We start from the raw sequence: 20,811 nt of genomic DNA, 5'->3' as shown, positions 1-20,811 counted from the left end.
TGGATAATTATCGTCTCTTTAATTAAATCTTAAGTAAACTATTAATTTTTTATGACACAAGCCCCAGATTTAACCGTTGAAAGTGCGATCGCGCATTTGACCCAAACAGAAGATTTAGGACTCCGTTATTATGCTGCTTGGTGGTTGGGCAAATTTCGGGTAAATGATGCCCAAGCCGTAGAAGCCCTCATTAACGCCCTAGAGGATACCAAGGATATTGCCCCCGATGGGGGTTTTCCCCTCCGTCGTAATGCGGCTAAAGCCCTCGGTAAACTTGGGGACAAAAGTGCTGTTATGCCCTTGATAAAGTGCCTTGAATGTGAGGATTACTATGTCAGAGAGTCGGCGGCACAGTCGTTGGAAATGTTGGGGGATAAAAGGGCGATCGCACCTTTACAAAATTTACTAAAAAAAGCAGTGTCCGAAGGGGAATTAACTGATTATGCCATAGATACAGTCCCCGAAAAACCCCACCTCTATCAACCCTACGAAGCAATATTAGAGGCTTTAGGGGCTTTGGAGGCAAAAAATGACCTGAGTTTAGTTCAACCCTTCTTAAAACATCCTTTCTCTAAAGTGAAATATGCTGCCCAAAGAGCCATGTATCAACTGACGGGGGATAAGAATTATGGAGAGATGTTAGTAGAAGCCCTCAAGGGTAAAGAATTGCAACTGAGACGCTCGGCTTTGATGGATTTAGGAGCTATTGGTTATGTGGATTCGGCCAGTGCGATCGCCTCTGCCTATGCGGAAAATAGCCTCAAACTCATTGCCATGAAAGGATTACTGGAACATCAAGTAAAAGTAGATCAACAAAATCAGCAGGAATTGTCTGATAATACTATGATGGTCATGGAACTTATGGACTCACTTTTATAAATTGATCATAAACTATTGCCCATTCCCTATTCTCTACCTTTATTCAAATGATAGAAGTCGAAAATCTCAGCAAAACCTACGGGGCAACCCAAGCCATTAACAATGTATCCTTTAATGTGAAAAAAGGCACTATTTTGGGCTTTTTAGGGCCTAATGGGGCTGGAAAAACCACCACCATGCGCATTTTAACGGGTTATATTCCTGCTACTCAAGGCAGTGCAAAAATTGCAGGGTATGAAGTCCATGAAAATCCCATGGCAGTGAGGGAAAATATTGGTTATCTTCCTGAAACTCCCCCTCTTTATCCTGATATGAGTGTGGAAGATTTTTTGTCCTTTGTTGCTAAGATTAAAGGAGTGTCATCGGGCGATCGCACTGAGAAAGTAAAAAGGGCGATGGAATCTTGTCAATTAGAAGATAAAAGTAAAATTCTCATTCGGAAACTCTCAAAAGGCTATCGTCAAAGGGTGGGTATAGCCCAAGCCATAGTCCATGAGCCTCCCGTTATTATACTAGATGAACCTACCGTTGGTTTAGATCCTCGCCAAATTATTGAAGTGCGCAACCTCATCAAAAGTTTAGCAGGGGAAAGGACTATTATTCTATCTACTCATATTTTGCCAGAAGTGAGTATGACCTGTGACCTCGTCACCATCATCAATAAAGGAAATATAGTTGCTACCGATACCCCCAATCAACTATTAGAGCGTTTGAGCAGTAATTCTGGCTACGAAATAGAAGTAGAAGGCAACACCGAAACAATTTTATCTCCCTTACAAAATATTGACGGTGTCAAGTCTGTTCACACTCAAATCCTCACAGATAAGGAAAATCGTCACCTGCTCAAAATTGAATTAAATGGCAGTGATGAAAGTGGCAAGGATATTGCTTCTTTAATTATTCATCAGGGGTTAGGCATCTATGAGATGAAGAGAATTAAGCCCTCCTTGGAAGATGTTTTCTTAGAGTTAACCACCACTGAATCCAAAGATTTGAAAAACGAAGTAGAAGAGATAAAAGGGGAGTAAATGGGCGGTGATAAAAAAGTGCTTTCGTGGAAGTAAGTGCCAAGGATTAAAGTGATGATCAAACGGCCCAATGGGGATAAAGCAAATAAAACTTAAATAGAAGAAAGCTCTCCCCTCCGAAAAGAGGAGAGATAAATAATCAACCTGTGTTGCGCATTCCTGCGGCAATGCCATTAATAGTGAGTAAAGCACCCCTCAACAACTCATCCTTGCTATAACGGAAGTGAATTAAACCAGCCTTGTCTTGACTTGCATATTGTCGCAAACGTTTTAATAAAGATACTTGTAAAAATCCTAAAGGTACAATAGAACCGTTACGCAACTGTACCGAACGTTGTAATTCGGGATCATTATCTAATAATCGCTCTTGTTGGTTGATTTTCAAGACCATTTCACGGCTAAGGTAATATTCCTTAGCAATTTGGGAGAATAGCTTATGGAATCGCTCTTTATCCTCATCCTTTGCCAACTCTTCTACATAGTGACTAGCCATCTGTAAATCTACCTTTGAAAGGGTCATTTCTACTTTGGAAATCACCATTTTAAAGAAAGGCCATTTGAGATAAAAATAACGTAATAATTTCAGATTTTCTTCAGGCTCTTTGGCTAAAAACTCTTGTAATGCAGTACCTACACCATACCAGGCAGGAAGCAAGAAACGGCTTTGTGTCCAACTAAACACCCAAGGAATAGCACGTAAAGAGCTAATGTCTTTTTTGCCTGTTTTACGACGAGCAGGGCGAGAACTAATTTGTAGTTTACTGATTTCCTCGATGGGGGTGACAGAAAGGAAGAAATCGATGAAGTCGGGTTGCTCATAAATCAAGTCTCTATAAGCTTTCCTGGATGCGATCGCAATTTCTTCCATAATATCGTTCCAGGGTTCAATATCATCGAATCCACTGCCCAATAAACTAGCCTGAATTACTGCGGTGCTAATGGTTTCGAGATTGTATAAAGCCAACTCAGGTAAAGAATACTTAGAAGCCAATACCTCCCCTTGCTCAGTAATTTTGATGCGCCCGTTAATGGTAGAAGTCGGTTGAGCCAAAATTGCCGCATAGGCAGGACCTCCCCCCCTACCCACCGAGCCTCCTCTACCGTGGAAAATCTTGATTTTTACCCCATAGGTATTACCCAATTTTGCCAAAACTTTTTGGGCTTTATGGATTTCCCAGTTACTACTCATAAACCCAGAATCCTTGTTACTGTCAGAATAACCGAGCATGATTTCCTGTAAATTATGGGGAGTTAACTTAGGCAGCACCAAATTAGACTGATTTTCAGTGGAAACCTCCTCGTATCCCCCCGCCAAACAGGCACGATAAAGGGGTAAATCAAAGAGTTCTTTCATTACCGAGTAGGACCTCTTTAAGTCTTCCACCGTCTCAAATAAAGGCACTATACGAATGGTACTAGCCCCAATAACAGGGTCATACAATCCTGCTTCCTTTGCCAACAAGAGAACTTCTAATACATCGCTGACATAGTTTGTCATGCTGATGATGTAGGTGTTACAAATTTCCAAACCAAATTCTACTTGTAATGACCGTAAAATCTTGAAGGTTTCAATGGTTTCGGTGGTAGTTTCCGAGAAGGGAATGGGGTTAGGTACGAGGGGGCGACGGGTTTTTAATTCGCCGATTAGCCATTGGGTTTTTTCTTCTTCGCTCAATTCATTGTAGGGCTTATCCAACATTCCTAAATATTGAGCAATTTCGTTGAGGGCATCGGAATGGCGGGAGGAATCTTGACGAAAATCCAACTCGGCGAGGTGGAAACCATAGATTTCGACTTGGAAAATGATATGGTCTAATTCTTGACAGTTTAGCCCTGTTTGCTCAAGGTTGAGCTTGATAAGTTTTAAGTCGTCTAAGAAATCACTGGCATTGGGGTAGAGGTTATCATCCCTTGTGGCTAGTTTAATGGATTTACGGGTTTCGGGATTGGATAAAGCCTCGTTTCTTGCTTTGGTATTTTGTAATTTTTTCTCGATAAAGGCGAGTTTTAGTCTATAGGGTTCTTGGCGATAACGGACATATAATTTATCATACACATCAGGCATTTTGATGCGATCTGTTTCTAGGGAATCTAATAATTCTGGTAATACATTAGACCAATGGAGGGATAAACTGAGAACATCGTTTAACTTGACTATGGATTCCAAATATTTATCAATGACCAAGTTACGTTGATAACAAGCCGTTGACCATGTAACCTCTGGGGTTACAAATGGGTTTCCGTCGCGATCGCCCCCTACCCAAGAACCAAAATAACAAAACTTATGACTAGGGGCTTTTAGTTTAGGGAAAGTGCTATGTAACGCCTGTTGTAAACGCTTAGAAAGGTGGGGCAAACTATCAAATAACACCTCTTGGAAGTAGTGAAGGGCATAATCAACCTCATCCAAAACCGTGGGCTTAAACTGGTGTAACTCATCGGTGCGCCACCATAGTTGAATCTCATCCATCAAACGAGAGCGAAAATGCTCTGCTTCATAGGAATTAGTTAAACCCATGGCACGACAGGATTCTTCCGCCCCATCCAAACGCTCTAAAATTTGGGAAATGCGTCTTTGCTTTTTGCGGATGGTATGACGCACAATTTCTGTGGGGTGAGCAGTAAATACCAAACGAATATCTAACTCATCCAACAAGTCTTGAATTTTTTGAGGGGGCATATTCAACTGTTGTAGATGGGGAAATAACCAATGAAAAGTACCACCACTGGCAGGGTTTGGCTTTTGTGCAAAATAACTATAATCTTTGCCTTCAGAATCAACAAGTACCTTTTGGGTTTCGCCCTCAATTAATTTATCAATGACACTGTCTATTTTATTCCCATTTACTTGGTCTTCGGTGGTGGTACTACGGATAATTTTTTGGTTTCGCTGTTCGTAATGTTGCTCTACAATGTTAATTAATTGGAAATAGAGAGCTAAAGCCCGTACAGACTTGATGGCATCATCTAGTTCTAACTGCTCAATCCATTTACTGACAGACTGTTTGGGGGTTTCTGAAGTTTGTCCTTCAGGGGAACAAGCAGATTTTAGCTGATCTAATAAATCAACTAAATGTTGTCCACACTCATTTGTCAAAACTAACTCCCACAAATTTTCCACTAGCTTGAGTCGGTGACGCAATAACAGTTCTGAATTAGAATAGATGCTTAGTTCTTCTTCTTCTTTGTGGTTAGTTTTGATAAAAGTCATAATATTTGCTTCTCTTAGATGTTGATTCATGGGCCAGTTGTCATGACAACTTTACAATCTTAGCGGTGATTAGTCCTTAAATAAAGTTTTTTCAGATACATTTTTACTTATTTTCCACCATCTATGGTCATTGTTAGAAATATTTTGCTGTAAATTGCTATACCTATCTTTCAATTTATCAATAATTTAGCGAACTTTAAAGTTAATTAAAGTTTCTGGTTTTCTTGAGAATTTTCGTTGTTATTATTTGATTTATAACCTCTTTTCTCAGAATCATGAGTGAGTCTTTTAGCCCTAATACCGTTCTTGACCGTAATCTTAACCCTTATATTACTCTAAATAATCAGGGAATTACCCTGTCTGCCATGGAATTGTCTGCCCCTGAACATCGTTTGGGTCGTGATCCTGCTATGGTTGATTTGGTAGTACCTAATGAGTGGAATATTGTCAGCCGTTGTCAGGGTACTTTTATCCGTGAGGATGATAATGGTTATCGTCTATTGGATGGTAGTCGGCAAAAGCGTAGCTCTAATGGGCTTTTTATTAATAATAGACTAATTCCCCCAGAGGGTCATGTATTACATAATGGCGATCGCATCCAAATCGGTCAAAATCCCCGAGACTGGGTCATCATAGAGTATCATTCCTCCATGGTGCATAGTGGTTTTAGCCCCCCCAAAACCCAATCCGTATCCCTAGTAGAAAAACCGATTATCCTTGGTAGGGATGAAAATGCTGACCTTCCCTTAAATGCCCCTACGGTATCTCGTAAACACGCTGTTATCAGCAAAAATAGTCAAGGGCAGTATGTTTTAACGGACTATAGCGCTAATGGGGTGTTTGTAAATGAACATAAAGTTAATGGTTCTTGTATTCTAGATCATGATTCCTTAATTAATATTGGTCCTTATCGTTTGGTATTACAAGGACATCGATTAGTTGTTGCCGATCAAGGAGATAATATTCGTTTAGATGCTTTTAATTTAATACGAGTAGTTAAAGATGAAACGAGAAAAGATCGCACTATTATTAATGATATATCTTTACCCATTGAACCAGGTCAATTTGTCGCTTTGGTGGGGGGAAGTGGTGCGGGAAAATCTACTTTGATGCGTACTCTTTTAGGTATTGAACCCACAACAAATGGGGCTGTATATATTAATGGGGAAGACTTACGGCAAAATTTTAATATCTATCGTAATCAAATTGGTTATGTTCCGCAACAGGATATTATTCACAAGGATTTAACAGTGGTAGAAGCCCTCGAATATGCGGCAAAATTACGTTTACCCCCTGATATTAATGTTCGGGAAATAGTTAGTAAAACTTTGACTCAAATAGAGTTAGTTGATTATAAAAATATTTTAGTTAAAAATCTTAGTGGCGGTCAGTTAAAAAGGGTTAGTATTGGGGTAGAATTATTAGCAGATCCTAAATTATTTTTCCTTGATGAACCAACTTCAGGGCTTGATCCAGGATTGGATAAAAAAATGATGGAGTTGTTGCGCAAGTTAGCCGATGAAGGGCGCACCATTATCCTTGTCACCCATGCTACTACGAATATAAATATGTGCGATCGCCTCGTATTTTTGGGCAGAGGGGGGCATCTCTGTTATTATGGCGAACCTAAATCCGCCATGGAATTTTTTAATATTTCTAGTGGTAATTTTGCTGATATTTATATTGATTTAGAAAGCATTGATGCGGTAATTAATAAAGCCCAAGAATTTAAAAAATCATCCCATTATCAAGAGAATGTTAGCAATCATTTATCTCTAAAAAATACAGACTCTTCTTCTTCTCAAAATACTGGTCATGGCTTTACCAGTGCATCTGTTGGTAATAATAAATCTGTTTCTTCATCTACTCCCGAAAAAGCAAAACCATCTTTAATAAAACAGACAATTACCCTTACTCAAAGATATGCCAAAATTATTTTTAGGGATAAAATTAACCTTTCAATTTCTCTTTTAACTGCCCCCATCGGTATTAGTTTAATTAGTTTTGCTATTCAAATAGAACCTTTGGTATTAGGTGCAGAAGATAATCCTAAACTAGCATCTACGGCCCTCAGTGTCTTATTTGTGTTTACCTGTGCTAATATTTGGGTGGGTTTATCAGGTTCCCTTCAAGAGATAGTAAAAGAGGCTGATATTTATTTCCGAGAAAGGTTAGTAAATCTCGATATTTTTGCTTATTTATTTTCTAAGCTATCAGTATTAAAATTAGTTACTTTTTTACAAAGTTTGTTAATTGTTATAACTGTTTTATTACGCTTTGAAAGTCCTAGTTCTGAGTTAATTTATTGGTCAATCGGAGTATTTATTACCAGTTTTTTAACTATTTTTGCTAGTATAAATTTTGCCTTAATGGTATCTGCTACTGTAAAAAATATCACCCAAGCTAACAGTTTATTACCCTTATTATTAATCCCTCAAATTATCTTCTCTGGGGTGTTATTTACCATGGAGGATGCAGGGAAATATCTGTCTTGGTTAACTATTAGTCGTTGGTCTGTGGGTGCTTATGGTACATTGGTGGATGTTAATAGTATGATACCTGAGCCTATTATATTACCGGATGGCAGTGCGATCGCCCAGGGCATTCCAGAATCGTTAGTTTATGAGTCCACTTGGGATAATTTAGCCACTAATTGGCTAGTGTTAATTGTCCACACTATTGTTTATTTTACGATTACTTTTATTTTGCAAAAAAGGAAGGATATATATAATTGATAATTGATAGTTGATAATGAATAATTATGGCGGGGAATAGGGAACGGGGAACAGTTTATAATTGTAGATTAATAAGCAAATTCTCTCCATTTCAAATTGACGAATAAGTATATTATCTAATAAGGATTTGGTATGATATAGCGTTTTTTATAACTATGAGATACATTTATGATTTTCAAGTCCCCCGAATTTGCGGGGGATTTAGGGGGATCATTTTGTACTCCGTAACCATGATAATTGCCATATCATTTTTATCTATTTTTTAACTCTTATCAATTGGGTTTTTAAATTTATGAAATAAAGTCAATTATTATTAAGATAATTCCCAAAAATAAACAGCCTATCATGCTATATTTAAGAGCATTTTGATTGTTTTGATAGTCTGAATTAAGTTCTTCTTCTGTCTTTAAAGAAACTAAAAAAGGTTCATTATTACTAGGTTTTGTTATTCTTAATTCCCCCGTTTCATCACTAGCATTACCTAAAACTAATACTTCTCGATTGATAGGTAAAATAAACTCTTGATAACGGTAACCTAAAGTGTGGGTATTATAACTATCACTTCTCATCAAAAAAGAAAAATTACCAAACTGAAGCATTCCCCCCGCTGGTTGTTCGGGTCGAAATTCATCTAAAATTTTAATAGTGTCAAATTTTGCACCTTGGGGATTAATGGTGATTGTACCCGTCTTATCTTCTAATATAAATGGAGTAGAGCGCTGATTTTGGGTGATGGTTTCCGATTTGCGGACGGTTTTTTCTATGGTTTTACCTTCGCTATCTTGCGATCGCACTTTTTCCTCATATTCCCTTTGTACTAGCATACGATAATAAACACAAGGTTCTTGTTTCATTTCCGAAATCAAAGGCTCATCAACAAAGATTTTTCCCCATAATTTCACATAGTCGCGCCAATTTCCACCCCCAATCTCTTGGGTAATAGCTTGACAGGTGGTTTGTAATTCTTCAATATCCGTTAACCTCGCAGACAATAAACTGCCATGGTTTTTCGCTTGTGCCTGTTTGACAAAAAATAAGATAAGTGCGATCGCAACTAAAATAAAACCAAAGATACCCATAGAAAAATCTAAAAATAACCTTAAAAATAAATCATTCTAATTGTATTTTAAAAACTAACCGCTACACTAAAAAAAATATCCTTCGTAATAAAAAATTACAATGTTAAAAGAAAACTGGAAAAAACTACAAAATGGCTCAGATATTAGAGGAGTTGCCCTAGAAGGAGTCGAAGGAGAAAACGTTAATTTAACCCCCGAAATAGTACAAATTCTCGGTAAAAGTTTTACTCAATGGCTAAATCAAAACCTTAATAAATCTCCTGCTAAATTAATCATTTCCATCGGTAGAGATAGTCGTTTATCAGGAGAAACTTTATCTCAAAGTATTTGCCATGCCATCAGTGAATTAGGGGCAACAGTATATAATTTTGATATGGCTTCCACCCCTGCCATGTTTATGAGTACCATCGAAGCTGATTTTAACTGTGATGGTGCCATAATGCTTACCGCCAGTCATCTTCCCTTCAACCGTAATGGCTTAAAATTTTTTACAAAGCAAGGGGGCTTAGAAAAACAAAATATTACAGATATTTTAGAAATAGCCCAAGAAAATAGCTTTAATTATTCCCCAGAAAAAGGAGACATAATTAATAAAGACTTTATGGCTAAATATGCTAGTTTATTTGTCAAGAAAATAAGAGAATCCGTCAATCATCCAGAACATTTTGAACAACCCCTCAAAGACTTAAAAATAATTGTTGATGCGGGAAATGGGGCAGGAGGCTTTTTTGCCGACAAAGTATTAAAACCCCTAGGGGCAGACATTACAGGAAGTCAATTTTTAGAACCTGATGGCACATTCCCTAATCATATTCCTAACCCAGAAAATCCAGAAGCAATGGCATCTATTTGTGAAGCTGTGATAAAAAACAAAGCAGATTTTGGGATTATTTTTGATACTGATGTGGATAGAAGTGCCGCCGTTGATAGTACAGGAAAAGAGTTAAATCGTAATCGTTTAATTGCCCTTATTTCTGCCATCATTTTACAAGAGCATCCCCAATCAACTATCATTACTGACTCTATTACTTCTGAGGGTTTGACTAAATTTATTGAGCAAGATTTAGGAGGTAAACATCATCGTTTTAAACGGGGTTATAAAAATGTCATCAATGAAGCCGTAAAACTTAATAATGAGGGTATAGAATCATGGTTAGCCATAGAAACTTCTGGTCATGCTGCCTTAAAGGAAAATTATTTTTTGGATGATGGAGCTTATTTGATTGCTAAATTGTTGATAGATTTAGCAAAATTGAAGTTAGAAAATAAACAGTTAACTAACTTAATCAATAATTTGGAAGAACCTTTAGAAAGTGAAGAAATTAGGCTTACGATAAAAGAAGATAATTTTAAAGAGTATGGTAATGATGTAATTGAAAAACTAAAAGACTTTGCGAATAAACAGGATGACTGGCAAATTGTTCCTAATAATTATGAAGGTGTTAGAATTAGTTGTTTATCTGAACAGGAAAAAGGGTGGTTTTTATTACGTTTATCGCTCCATGATCCTGTAATTCCTATTAATATTGAGTCTGATGTTGAAGGAGGATTAGAAAAGATTACTACTCGATTATTTACTTTTTTGGAATTATTTTCAGCTTTAGAAAAATAGATATTTTCAAACCTAAATAAAGTTATAAATAGCAATTGTTTATTAATTATTAGACACAAAGGAGATATATTTTGCGGAGTTTGTTTATCTTAACCAAAATTACTTTACTAATAGGTGATTGATTTAGGGTAAAATTTTGTTTGTTAAAAATTATTTATGGTTTACACATCAATGGATTTAAAGACACTGATTAGAGATATACCCGATTTTCCCAAACCAGGTATTATGTTTCGTGATATTACTACTCTTTTAAGGGATTCTCAAGGGTTAACCCATGTGATTGATGAATTAACTAGCCAATGTCATAACCTTGATGATAAACCAGATTATATTGTGGGCATCGAATCTAGGGGTTTTATTTTCGCCCCTGCCCTTGCTTATCAATTAGGGGTAGGTTTTATTCCTGTGCGCAAAAAGGGCAAGTTACCCGCTCAGGTGCATTCTATTGAGTACAATTTGGAATATGGCACTGATACCCTAGAAGTCCATCAAGATGCGGTGCAACAAGGGGCGAAGGTGATGGTTGTGGATGATGTTATTGCCACGGGGGGCACGGCTAAGGCGACGGCAGATTTATTAACTCGCATTGGCTGTGATGTGGTGAGTTTTGGTTTTATTGTGGAGTTGAAGGGCTTGAATGGCCGTAGTTTGTTGCCTGATGTACCTATGGTTACCTTGGTTGAATACGAGTAATTAGGTATTGGGTTAAAGAATTTAACAAAAAACATCTCTTGATTTATTTTCTGACTCTCAATTCTTTGATTTAGGAATAAATGGAGAGAAATTAAACCTAAAACCTGCAACCTGAAACCTAAAACCTAATTTGGTATAATTGTTAAGAAATAATAAGGAAAATTGAGGAAACAAAAATGCCCCATACCATTGTGACAGACGTTTGCGAAGGAGTAGCTGATTGCGTCTCGGCTTGTCCTGTTGCCTGTATCCACGAGGGAGAGAGTAAAAATGTCAAAGGCACAGATTGGTATTGGATTGATTTTGATACCTGTATTGATTGTGGAATCTGTGTACAAGTTTGCCCTGTAGAGGGTGCTATATTACCAGAAGAGCGTCCTGAGTTGCAGAAAATGTCGTAGTTGAGGGAAAATTGATCCCCCTAACCCCCTTAATAAGGGGGAAGCATCTCTGAAGGTTTTGCTCACTCCTAGCTTATTATTCAATTTTATGATGATTATTGGTTTTGATCCAGGTAGGGATAAGTGTGGTTTGGCGGTGATGAATACACATAAGGAAATCTTATTTAGATCTGTGGTAAACTCTTCAAGGGCGATCGCCCTTATCCAAGATTTAATCGTAAAATATAGTCCTTCACTACTGGTAATGGGAAATCAAACCACATCTAAACAATGGAAAGCAGATTTAACAGATAACATAAACTTATCAATTAACTTAGTGGACGAAAAAAATAGTTCGGTAGAAGCGAGGGAAAGGTATTGGGTATTTAATCCACCCCAAGGATTAGGAAAGTTAATTCCCCTTAGTTTAAGAGTGCCTCCTGAGCCTATCGATGATATTGTGGCAGTAATATTGATTGAGAGATATTGGCAGACGCAAGTATAATAAAATCCGATTTTTCCTATCATTAAAGGCGAAATTTTAGTATGATGATAGGTTTGTCAGGGTAATTGAGCATAAAGAATGAATAACTAACCATATTAATTCTATTTAAGTGATAAGAATGTGATCCCCCCTAAACCCCCTTAATAACGGGGGGACATACATTAAAATTTTGGCAAAAAATTTAGAACTACCTAATTCTTATAAATCTATTACTTTAACCCTAATTCCTATATTGAAATTGATATAAAAAAATAAACTATGAGAACTAATTATTGTGGCGAAGTACGCCGAGAACATATTGACAAAACCATCACTGTATGCGGTTGGGTTGATCGTCGTCGGGATCACGGAGGGGTTATATTTGTCGATCTGCGCGATCGCACTGGGGTTGTGCAAATAGTCAGTGATCCTCAGCGTACTCCCCAATCATACCAAAATGCTGATGACTTGCGTAACGAATATGTAGTCAGAATCACTGGCACCGTCAGCCAACGTCCCCCAGAATCCCTTAACCCCAAACTACCCACAGGGGAAATTGAAATCTATGCCACGGAAATCGAGATATTAAACGCCGTTAGTAAACAACTACCCTTCCAAGTATCCATGGAAGAAGAAAATCTGAGGGAAGATTTAAGGCTCAAATACCGTTATTTGGACTTGAGAAGACATCGCATGACCAACAACTTAACCCTCCGTCATCAGGTGGTTAAAGCCATGCGCCGATTCCTCGAAGACCAAGAAAACTTTATGGAAATTGAAACCCCCGTGCTAACTAAATCCACCCCCGAAGGGGCGAGGGATTATCTGGTGCCTTCTCGGGTAAATGAAGGACAATGGTATGCACTACCTCAGTCTCCTCAGTTGTTTAAGCAGTTGTTGATGGTATCGGGATTTGACCGTTATTATCAAATTGCCCGTTGTTTCCGTGACGAGGATTTGAGAGCCGATAGACAGCCCGAATTTACTCAGCTTGATATGGAAATGAGTTTCATGGGTGAAAATGAAATAATTGAGCTTAACGAGGCTTTAATTTGTCATATCTTCAAAACTGTCAAAAATATCGATTTACCGCGCCCATTCCCCCGTCTAACCTACGCAGAATCCATGGATAAGTATGGGTGCGATCGCCCTGATACCCGTTTTGGCTTAGAATTAGTAGATGTATCCGACATCATGAAAGATTCAGGATTCAAAGTATTTTCAGGCGCTATCAAAAACGGCGGTATCGTCAAAGTGTTACCCATCCCCGAAGGCAACGACAAAATTTCTAACGTCAGAATTAAACCGGGGGGAGACTTATTCACCGAAGCCACCATCGCAGGGGCAAAAGGTATCGCCTATATTAGAGTCCGAGATAACGGCGAAATCGACACCATTGGTGCCATAAAAGATAACCTCAGTGACGAACAAAAACAAGAATTGTTGACTCGCACAGGGGCAAAACCAGGGCATCTTCTCCTCTTTGGGGCAGGGGATATTCCCACAGTAAATAAATCCTTAGATCGTTTACGCTTAGTTATAGGAGAGCAATTAGGCTTAATTGATGAGGAGAAAATGAACCTCGTCTGGATTACCGAATTTCCCATGTTTGAATGGAATGGCGACGAAAATCGTTATGAAGCCCTTCACCATCCCTTTACCGCCCCCAACCCTGAAGATTTAGAAGACTTAGCCACTGCTAGGGCTTTGGCTTATGATTTAGTCTTAAACGGTATCGAAATTGGCGGAGGTAGTTTGAGGATTTATCAAAGGGAAGTACAAGAAAAAGTATTTAAAACCATTGGTTTATCCATAGAAGAAGCCCGCGAAAAATTTGGCTTCCTCCTCGAAGCCTTTGAATATGGCACTCCTCCCCATGGTGGTATTGCCTATGGTTTAGATCGTCTGGTAATGTTATTGGCAAAAGAGGATTCTATTAGGGATGTTATCGCTTTCCCCAAAACTCAACAGGCTAGTTGTTTGTTAACCGAAGCACCTTCCATGGTGGATAATAAGCAGTTGAAAGAGTTGCACGTTGCTTCTACTTATAAGCCTAAATCTTCAAAAGGAGAATAGGCAATAGCTCTTGTATTCCTAATACTATCAACAAGGGGTTTAAACCCCTTGTCTTACCTTAAATCGTTAATTGTTTAGCCTAAATCATTATTTTTCATGTAATTTAATAACCAATTCGCCATGGTGGCGCGACGGGTTTCGAGGGGGCTAAATTCCCCTATTTTGTAACCTTGAAATCCTAAGTCTTCTTTGAGGAGTTGTTTATTTTCTTTGGGAATTGAGCGAGTTAATTTTACATTGGGGGGGCGATTGGCGATAAAGTCTGGGGGTTGAGGGTATTCGGTGCGCCAAGATTCTTCTACTTCTGAGTTATCCCATGTGTCGGTTTCTTCGTCATATTTATAACCTAGATAATGCCATATTAATTGGTTACAGGTGCGATCGTCTATTTTTTTGTTTAAAATATCCCAGATAGTTTCTTTTGTTAATGCTGGTAACATATCGGATTAATTTTTTTGCCCACAAGTTTAGTATTTTGTACATCAATTATACAGCCATGGAGTAAGGGCGATCGCCTTTAAAAGACAGTACAAATATATTTTTCATATTCTGAAATTTATTTATTCCTTTACCGATATTCTTAAGCTATTCATTCGTATATATAATTAAATGATGCGATGATATATATTTTTTGTAAAGAAGTAGAAATAATAGTGGGTAAATTTTGGAGAGTAAAAAAATTAACCATCGTGCCGTTTTACTTCAGTTTATGACCTGGGTTACCAGGGGGATGCCGATGTTTCCGTATTCGTTTCCGAGTACATGCTCGGTTTACTGCAACTAGAACTCAATCAGTATCCAAATTTTTCAAGTTATAGATCAAAAAACTTGATAAGCAGTCACCAACACAATAGCTAATTCTCTAACCATGATAATCAATTATCTTCAGAATCTCAACCTCAATCAATTATTCATGGGGTTAGTGAAAAATATTTTATGATATTTAATCATTGAGACTCACCCCAATTTTACTAATATCCACCGCATAACCTGCTACTACTAAAAAAACCTCATCAGCACGTTGTCCTATTTGACGGGTTAAACTACCAAGACGATTACGAAATAAACGACCCAATTCGTAGGCTGGAATTATTCCCCATCCCGTTTCTTCTGCTACTAAAATAATCTTATTATTACTATTAATTAAACTGTCCAATAATTGCTCGACTTGTTGTTCCCAAATAATGTCATTTTTTTCGATAAAATTTGCTACCCAAGTTCCCAGAGAATCTATTAAAATTAATTGATTACTATGGCATTTATCAACAGCTTTTGGTAAATCAAAAGGTACTTCTAAACATTGCCATGATTTAGGTCTTCTTTGCTGATGAATTTTAATTTTTTCCATCCATTCAGCATCGGATGCTATTTTTTGAGCGGTGGCGATATAAACAACTTGTTGGGCTTGTTTTTTGGCGAGAGATTCTGCCCATTCACTTTTTCCGCTACTGGCTGCCCCTGTTACTAAAGTAATTTTTGTCATATTACTATAAAAATTTATCTTGAATTAATATAGTCTCGCCTTCTTTTTTATTTAAACTTTCTTCTAATAGTGAATTAATCAAACTATTTATACTCATACTATTTTTTCGTGCTAATTTTTCTAAACAAAGATTTACGTATTTTAAAGAATTTTGATTGTTTTAGCGATCGACGTTTAACAAAGACTAAAGGTTTTTGAGGATGCCTGCGTAAGTTCTGTAAACGTTGGTATAAATTTTCTGATATTTCCGAAGCAATCTTATTTTTACTTTTACTTCCACTGAAAGGCTCAGGAATGGAAAAACCCTTATTATATAAAGCATCAATGGTTTCTTGTAAAGCATCAAAACCATTTTTTATGGCTTCTTCAGGGGTTTCTCCATCAGAGATACATTCATTAAAATCAGGAAAAGAGATTAAATACCCACCACCTTCTTCCTTGCTTAAAGGTCTAATTTTAAAGGGGTATGAAAACAAATTATTCATAATACTAACTATCTAAAAAATCAATAAATTTCTTAATATAAATGGGTTTGATTGGACGATGTGCAGGGATGGGTAATGTTTTACCATCATTCCTGATAAAAACCACATGAGAAGTTCCTTTCTGTCTCCATTCTATACCATAGTTTTGTGCAACAATTTTGACATTTTCAATACGCCAATCACGAGGATTGATTTTCATTTTTGCCAGAATTTTGTCTGCTTTACCCATTATCTGTCTTTGTTAAAATATGTAAAGAGAAAATTTTAATTTTATCCATCATCAATTCTTAACATGGTTGCACATTATCCGTTGCCTAAAATGAAGGATTTGCCCTCGGATGCGGGGGTTTATTTTATGCACGATCGCACTGGGGAGATATTATATATAGGTAAGGCAAAAAATTTACGTAAAAGGGTATCATCCTATTTTGCCCCTTCCCAACGCCATAGTAACCGTATAGCCTTGATGGTGTCTCAGATACGGGATATTGATTTTATCGTCACCGACACCGAAGCTGAGGCATTGGCGCTTGAGGCGAATTTAATTAAGCAACACCAACCCCATTTTAATGTGTTGCTCAAGGATGATAAGAAGTATCCTTATGTGTGTATCACATGGTCTGAAAAATATCCTCGCATTTTTATCACCCGCAAAAGAAGGGTCAAAAGTAAGGGCGATCGCTACTATGGACCTTATACTGATACTAGGGGATTACGGCATACCCTCGACTTAATTAAGGGGAATTTTGCCCTTAGACAGCGCCCCAAGCCATTACATAAGGATAGACCCTGTTTAAACTATGATATGGGGAAATGCCCCGGAGTATGTCAAAATTTGATTTCTCCCCAAGAATATCAGCAAACTATTCAAAAAATTGCTTTAATTTTCCAAGGAAGAACCCATGAACTAATCAGTCAGTTAAACCTACAGATGGAAAGGGCGGCGGAAAATCTTGATTTTGAAAAAGCGGCTAAATATCGAGATCAAATAAAGAGTTTAGAGCAGTTATTTGCCACTCAAAAAGTAGCTTTACCTAACGATACCATATCCCAAGATGCGATCGCCCTTGCCCAAGATGAACAACATACCTGTATTCAATTATTCCAAATTAGGGCAGGGCGTTTGGTGGGTAGATTAGGCTTTTACACCGATAGTGGCAAGGAAACCGAAGCAGGGGAAATCTTACAAAGGGTATTAGAACAACATTACCAACAAATTGAACCCTTGGAAATTCCCTCAGAAATTTTGGTGCAACATCCCCTCGAAGATGCGGAAATATTGATGGAATGGTTAGGGGAAAAAACAGGGAAAAAAATCACCATTACCCATCCCCAAAGACAAATCAAAGCCGAATTAATCACCATGGTGGAAAAAAATGCCCATATTGAGCTAGAAAAAACCCAAAAGTCAGCCCTTGTAAATCTTGAAGCCATGGAGGATTTAGCCCAAATTCTTGGTTTAAATCACCTTCCAAAGCACATTGAAGGGTATGATATATCACACCTTCAGGGTTCCAATGCCGTGGCTTCTAGGGTGGTATTCATTGATGGACAACCAGCGAAACAATATTATCGCCATTACAAAATAAAAAACCCTACCATTACCATCGGGCATTCTGATGACTTTTTATCGTTACAGGAGGTAACTAGAAGACGTTTTTCGGGCAATGACCCCCATCCTGATTTAATTATGATAGATGGTGGAAAAGGGCAACTCTCGGCGGTGTGCAAGGTGTTGGAGGAATTAAATTTAACGGGCAAGGTGAAGGTAATTAGTTTGGCGAAAAAAAGGGAGGAGATATTTTTACCCCAACAATCCCAGCCTTTACCCACGGATGCGGAACAAGCGGGGGTACAATTATTGAGAAGGTTAAGGGATGAGGCTCACCGTTTCGCTGTTACATTCCACCGACAACAACGATTAAAGGCTTCGAGGCGATCGCAACTTGACCAAATCTCAGGTTTAGGATTTGAACGCCAAAAACGTCTTCTCGCCCATTTTCACTCGGTGGATTACATCAGAGAAGCCAGTGTAAAACAGATTCAAGGGGTGGATGGTATCGGGGCTAGTTTAGCTCAAAATATTTATGATTACTTTCATCCTAGCTAGGGGGATGGGTAATGAGTCGTATATCAATGGTTCCAGAGAATTTTAAAAGAAAGTAAAAAAAATTGCCTATTTCCTTGACACTACAAAATAGATTCGTTATATTAATATATGTGCGTTAAGCGAGAGTTTAAAAAAACTTAAGTTAAATGTAAAACCTAAGCCCCCATCGTCTAGAGGCCTAGGACACCTCCCTTTCACGGAGGCGACAGGGATTCGAATTCCCTTGGGGGTATGTAGAAAAACGGGAACTAACTCAGTGAGTTGGTTCCTATTTTGCTTTTGGGCAAAATTAAAGGCGATCGCAAAGTAGTCGACTATGCCTAATCACTCTTGAGATAAAATATAATGAAAAGATTGATGAGTCAAAAAAATGTTATGTCATATAAAGATATTATCACCATAGAATCAGGAAAAAGAAGCGGAAAGCCTTGTGTTAGGGGAATGAGAATTACTGTGTATGATGTTCTATCCTATCTTGCATCAGGAATGACTTATGAAGAAATATTAGAAGATTTTCCCTATTTAACTAAAGAGGATATTTTGGCTTGTTTAAGTTATGCTGCGGATCGTGAACATCAAACAGTTTTTGTTAGCTAGTGAAATTACTTTTTGATCATAATTTATCACCACGTTTAGTGAGCATTTTAGCGGATATTTATCCTAATTCTAACCATCTCTATTTAATGGGATTAGATCAACAATCCGACTTGATTGTCTGGGAAACTGCAAAAAAACAAGACTATATTATTGTTACGAAGGATTCCGATTTTAATGAATTGTTAGTCTTAAAAGGTTTTCCACCTAAAGTTATTTGGATTCGTTCGGGAAACTGTTCAACCAACACCATAAAATCCTTATTAAGAAATAACTACGAGGCTATTTTTGCTTTTTATCAAGATAGGGAAATTGGCATTATCTCTTTGTTTTGAGACGATCGCACTTAGACACACTTCACATCCTTATCATGACTAAAATATATCAGCAGGATCAGCATCTTTTAATTTTCTAACGGCGATCGCCCCTGAAATAAAACACATAATAATAGTTAAAATCAAAACCGTCGTCAGCCGATAAACCTTCATAGCCAAAGGTAAAGCCGTGGCTGCTCGAGTTAAACTATACAAACTAGAAGAGATTAGAAAACCAGGAATAAAACCTAAAATCGCTAAAATTATAGCCTCCTGAAACACCAACACCAAAAAATAATTATCCCCATAACCCATGGCTTTAAGGGTGGCATATTCAGGCAAATGATCCGACACATCCGCATATAGGATTTGATAGACTATCACCGTACCCACTACAAAACCCATACCCGCCCCCAAGAGAAAAATAAAACCGATGGGAGTACTATTAGACCAATAACCCTGCTCAAAATCCATAAATTCCTCGTGGGTGAGTACCCGAACATCAGCCCCCAAAAATGAATCTAACTTACTTTTTACCGCCAAAGGATCTGCATTTTCCTTTAACTCAATTAAACCAATCTCAATATTACCGCTTCGGCGCTCGGGAAAAGCCCGTAAAATATTAGTATCACTGGTAATCACCGTACCATCTACTGCGAAGGATGGGCCAAGGGAAAATAACCCATGTACCTTAATATTACGATTATTTATCTCCGTTTTTACCTCCCCTTGAGTCTCATATAAATCCCTAACCCGGCCAAACTCTGGACGAGAAGCCACATCAAATAGAAAAGTATCCGCCAACTTGATTTGATCTAAATTTTCATTGACCAAGGGTAAATCTAAAATAGAATGGGAAGGATTAAAGCCCATGGCCATAATTGTTCTCACTTGCCCAGTTTCAGGGTTTTTCCAATCACCCAAGCTAATATAAATCGGTGAAACAAATTCTACTTCCTCTAGTTGCAGTGTCTGATATAAACCTCGACGGGAAAAAGGTTTCATTAAGTGTATGGCTTCGGATTGGGGGCTAATAAGTACCAAATCTGCTTCTATTTTTTCATGGATAAGAGTAGCACTGTCTAATAAAGCCCCTCGAAAACCTAATTGCATGAACATCAATATATCTGCAAAGCCAATACCCGCCAAGGCAATCAGCAATCGCATTCTTTCATGGCTTAGTTGTAACCACGCTAGGGGAGTTTTCACTATTTCACACTCTTATTTTTTTCAAAAGATGTCGGTCATAATTATTTATCGTTAGATTGCACCTTAGACTACCTACGAATTGATAATTAATGGTTGATACTTATGATATATCATCATTATCTATTGTCCACCCGTAACCTTGGAATATTTCGATAAAATCCCTGTGCGCGATCGCTCGCTTCAGGATCTATGGGTAGATACGTAGGAATATTTGACTTTTTTTCCATTCGTGGAGGATTGATAGAAGGTTTGATCTTAGTAACTGACGTTACGCACTCATTTATAAGTGAAGTTTTATCTGTAAACAAGGGGCTTAAGCCCCTTGCCCAACTCCTAGCCCCTTCCTTGCCCAACTCTTAGCCCCTTACCCAGCACGTGTACAAACACAATATGAACATCCAACGTTTTTACCATCTTAAACTAATTATATTTTTGCTTA

General features: G+C 37.8%; 18 protein-coding genes, 1 tRNA gene and 1 other RNA gene. 12 read left to right on the top strand and 8 right to left on the bottom strand.

What is annotated here, in order from left to right:
* Window positions 1-51: 51 nt before the first annotated feature.
* Window positions 52-879, top strand: a complete 828-nt coding sequence (locus tag A5482_RS08210) for a HEAT repeat domain-containing protein (protein ID WP_069789783.1) — start codon at window positions 52-54, stop codon at window positions 877-879.
* Between the two features lie 47 nt (window positions 880-926).
* Entirely contained in the window at window positions 927-1,907 is a 981-nt protein-coding gene (locus tag A5482_RS08205; protein ID WP_069789784.1) for an ABC transporter ATP-binding protein, read from the top strand.
* Between the two features lie 139 nt (window positions 1,908-2,046).
* On the opposite strand, the gene ppc is transcribed toward A5482_RS08205, so the two are convergent.
* The gene (gene ppc, locus A5482_RS08200) at window positions 2,047-5,118 is read right to left on the bottom strand and encodes a phosphoenolpyruvate carboxylase (protein ID WP_201150037.1); all 3,072 of its coding nucleotides are present in this window, start codon (window positions 5,116-5,118) and stop codon (window positions 2,047-2,049) included.
* A gap of 275 nt (window positions 5,119-5,393) precedes the next feature.
* Between ppc and A5482_RS08195 the strand changes: the two genes are divergently transcribed.
* Window positions 5,394-7,853 (top strand): ATP-binding cassette domain-containing protein, encoded by a 2,460-nt coding sequence (locus tag A5482_RS08195; protein ID WP_069789785.1) that lies wholly within the window; start codon window positions 5,394-5,396, stop codon window positions 7,851-7,853.
* Window positions 7,854-8,143: 290 nt separating this feature from the next.
* Here A5482_RS08195 and A5482_RS08190 read toward each other — a convergent pair whose 3' ends face one another.
* Window positions 8,144-8,932, bottom strand: coding sequence for an E3 ubiquitin ligase family protein (locus tag A5482_RS08190; RefSeq protein ID WP_069789786.1), 789 nt, complete (start codon window positions 8,930-8,932; stop codon window positions 8,144-8,146).
* Window positions 8,933-9,032: 100 nt separating this feature from the next.
* Between A5482_RS08190 and A5482_RS08185 the strand changes: the two genes are divergently transcribed.
* The 5 genes from A5482_RS08185 to aspS all read left to right on the top strand — a co-directional run bounded on the left by A5482_RS08185 (window position 9,033) and on the right by aspS (window position 14,177).
* Window positions 9,033-10,544 (top strand): phosphomannomutase/phosphoglucomutase, encoded by a 1,512-nt coding sequence (locus A5482_RS08185; protein ID WP_069789787.1) that lies wholly within the window; start codon window positions 9,033-9,035, stop codon window positions 10,542-10,544.
* 171 nt (window positions 10,545-10,715) lie between these two features.
* On the top strand, window positions 10,716-11,237 hold the full coding sequence (locus tag A5482_RS08180; RefSeq protein WP_069789788.1) for an adenine phosphoribosyltransferase: 522 nt from the start codon (window positions 10,716-10,718) through the stop codon (window positions 11,235-11,237).
* A 176-nt stretch (window positions 11,238-11,413) separates the two neighbouring features.
* Complete coding sequence (locus tag A5482_RS08175) at window positions 11,414-11,638, top strand: indolepyruvate ferredoxin oxidoreductase subunit alpha (RefSeq protein WP_069789789.1); 225 nt, start codon at window positions 11,414-11,416, stop codon at window positions 11,636-11,638.
* 88 nt (window positions 11,639-11,726) lie between these two features.
* Complete coding sequence (locus A5482_RS08170; protein WP_069789790.1) at window positions 11,727-12,122, top strand: pre-16S rRNA-processing nuclease YqgF; 396 nt, start codon at window positions 11,727-11,729, stop codon at window positions 12,120-12,122.
* Window positions 12,123-12,380: 258 nt separating this feature from the next.
* On the top strand, window positions 12,381-14,177 hold the full coding sequence (gene aspS / locus A5482_RS08165) for an aspartate--tRNA ligase (RefSeq protein ID WP_069789791.1): 1,797 nt from the start codon (window positions 12,381-12,383) through the stop codon (window positions 14,175-14,177).
* Between the two features lie 74 nt (window positions 14,178-14,251).
* Here the strand turns inward: aspS and A5482_RS08160 are convergent, their stop codons facing one another.
* From A5482_RS08160 to A5482_RS08140, 5 genes are all read right to left on the bottom strand, one after another.
* A complete protein-coding gene (locus tag A5482_RS08160; RefSeq protein WP_069789792.1) occupies window positions 14,252-14,617 on the bottom strand; it encodes a DUF1823 family protein in 366 nt (121 codons plus the stop codon).
* 237 nt (window positions 14,618-14,854) lie between these two features.
* Window positions 14,855-15,037, bottom strand: a non-coding RNA gene (ssrS, locus tag A5482_RS08155) — 6S RNA.
* A gap of 83 nt (window positions 15,038-15,120) precedes the next feature.
* A complete protein-coding gene (gene cobU / locus A5482_RS08150; RefSeq protein ID WP_069789793.1) occupies window positions 15,121-15,660 on the bottom strand; it encodes a bifunctional adenosylcobinamide kinase/adenosylcobinamide-phosphate guanylyltransferase in 540 nt (179 codons plus the stop codon).
* Window positions 15,661-15,758: 98 nt separating this feature from the next.
* Entirely contained in the window at window positions 15,759-16,145 is a 387-nt protein-coding gene (locus A5482_RS08145; RefSeq protein ID WP_069789794.1) for a type II toxin-antitoxin system HicB family antitoxin, read from the bottom strand.
* A gap of 4 nt (window positions 16,146-16,149) precedes the next feature.
* Window positions 16,150-16,374: a hypothetical protein gene (locus A5482_RS08140; RefSeq protein WP_069789795.1), complete on the bottom strand. Its 225-nt coding sequence runs from the start codon at window positions 16,372-16,374 to the stop codon at window positions 16,150-16,152.
* A 63-nt stretch (window positions 16,375-16,437) separates the two neighbouring features.
* Here A5482_RS08140 and uvrC point away from each other — a divergent pair, with 63 nt between their 5' ends.
* From uvrC to A5482_RS08120, 4 genes are all read left to right on the top strand, one after another.
* Window positions 16,438-18,255 carry an excinuclease ABC subunit UvrC gene (uvrC, locus tag A5482_RS08135; protein ID WP_069789796.1) on the top strand — a complete coding sequence of 606 codons (1,818 nt, stop codon included), beginning with the start codon at window positions 16,438-16,440 and terminating at the stop codon, window positions 18,253-18,255.
* 159 nt (window positions 18,256-18,414) lie between these two features.
* A tRNA-Glu gene (locus tag A5482_RS08130) sits at window positions 18,415-18,487 on the top strand.
* A 143-nt stretch (window positions 18,488-18,630) separates the two neighbouring features.
* Window positions 18,631-18,852, top strand: a complete 222-nt coding sequence (locus A5482_RS08125) for a DUF433 domain-containing protein (RefSeq protein ID WP_069789816.1) — start codon at window positions 18,631-18,633, stop codon at window positions 18,850-18,852.
* Window positions 18,852-19,184: a DUF5615 family PIN-like protein gene (locus A5482_RS08120; RefSeq protein WP_069789797.1), complete on the top strand. Its 333-nt coding sequence runs from the start codon at window positions 18,852-18,854 to the stop codon at window positions 19,182-19,184. Before A5482_RS08125 ends, A5482_RS08120 begins: the two co-directional genes overlap by 1 nt.
* 39 nt (window positions 19,185-19,223) lie before the next feature.
* Here the strand turns inward: A5482_RS08120 and devC are convergent, their stop codons facing one another.
* A complete protein-coding gene (gene devC / locus A5482_RS08115; protein ID WP_071891677.1) occupies window positions 19,224-20,372 on the bottom strand; it encodes an ABC transporter permease DevC in 1,149 nt (382 codons plus the stop codon).
* Window positions 20,373-20,811: the final 439 nt, after the last annotated feature.

The sequence above is a fragment of the Cyanobacterium sp. IPPAS B-1200 genome, from assembly GCF_001747005.2.
Lineage (GTDB): Bacteria > Cyanobacteriota > Cyanobacteriia > Cyanobacteriales > Cyanobacteriaceae > Cyanobacterium.
This window is presented reverse-complemented; position numbering and strand designations above follow the sequence as displayed.

Bases quoted from the DNA above. Each gene is read 5' to 3' on its own strand.
- A5482_RS08210 (WP_069789783.1), top strand. From the start codon at position 52: ATGACACAAGCCCCAGATTTAACCGTTGAAAGTGCGATCGCGCATTTG.
- A5482_RS08205 (WP_069789784.1), top strand. From the start codon at position 927: ATGATAGAAGTCGAAAATCTCAGCAAAACCTACGGGGCAACCCAAGCC.
- ppc (WP_201150037.1), bottom strand. From the start codon at position 5,118: ATGACTTTTATCAAAACTAACCACAAAGAAGAAGAAGAACTAAGCATC.
- A5482_RS08195 (WP_069789785.1), top strand. From the start codon at position 5,394: ATGAGTGAGTCTTTTAGCCCTAATACCGTTCTTGACCGTAATCTTAAC.
- A5482_RS08190 (WP_069789786.1), bottom strand. From the start codon at position 8,932: ATGGGTATCTTTGGTTTTATTTTAGTTGCGATCGCACTTATCTTATTT.
- A5482_RS08185 (WP_069789787.1), top strand. From the start codon at position 9,033: ATGTTAAAAGAAAACTGGAAAAAACTACAAAATGGCTCAGATATTAGA.
- A5482_RS08180 (WP_069789788.1), top strand. From the start codon at position 10,716: ATGGATTTAAAGACACTGATTAGAGATATACCCGATTTTCCCAAACCA.
- A5482_RS08175 (WP_069789789.1), top strand. From the start codon at position 11,414: ATGCCCCATACCATTGTGACAGACGTTTGCGAAGGAGTAGCTGATTGC.
- A5482_RS08170 (WP_069789790.1), top strand. From the start codon at position 11,727: ATGATGATTATTGGTTTTGATCCAGGTAGGGATAAGTGTGGTTTGGCG.
- aspS (WP_069789791.1), top strand. From the start codon at position 12,381: ATGAGAACTAATTATTGTGGCGAAGTACGCCGAGAACATATTGACAAA.
- A5482_RS08160 (WP_069789792.1), bottom strand. From the start codon at position 14,617: ATGTTACCAGCATTAACAAAAGAAACTATCTGGGATATTTTAAACAAA.
- cobU (WP_069789793.1), bottom strand. From the start codon at position 15,660: ATGACAAAAATTACTTTAGTAACAGGGGCAGCCAGTAGCGGAAAAAGT.
- A5482_RS08145 (WP_069789794.1), bottom strand. From the start codon at position 16,145: ATGAATAATTTGTTTTCATACCCCTTTAAAATTAGACCTTTAAGCAAG.
- A5482_RS08140 (WP_069789795.1), bottom strand. From the start codon at position 16,374: ATGGGTAAAGCAGACAAAATTCTGGCAAAAATGAAAATCAATCCTCGT.
- uvrC (WP_069789796.1), top strand. From the start codon at position 16,438: ATGGTTGCACATTATCCGTTGCCTAAAATGAAGGATTTGCCCTCGGAT.
- A5482_RS08125 (WP_069789816.1), top strand. From the start codon at position 18,631: ATGTCATATAAAGATATTATCACCATAGAATCAGGAAAAAGAAGCGGA.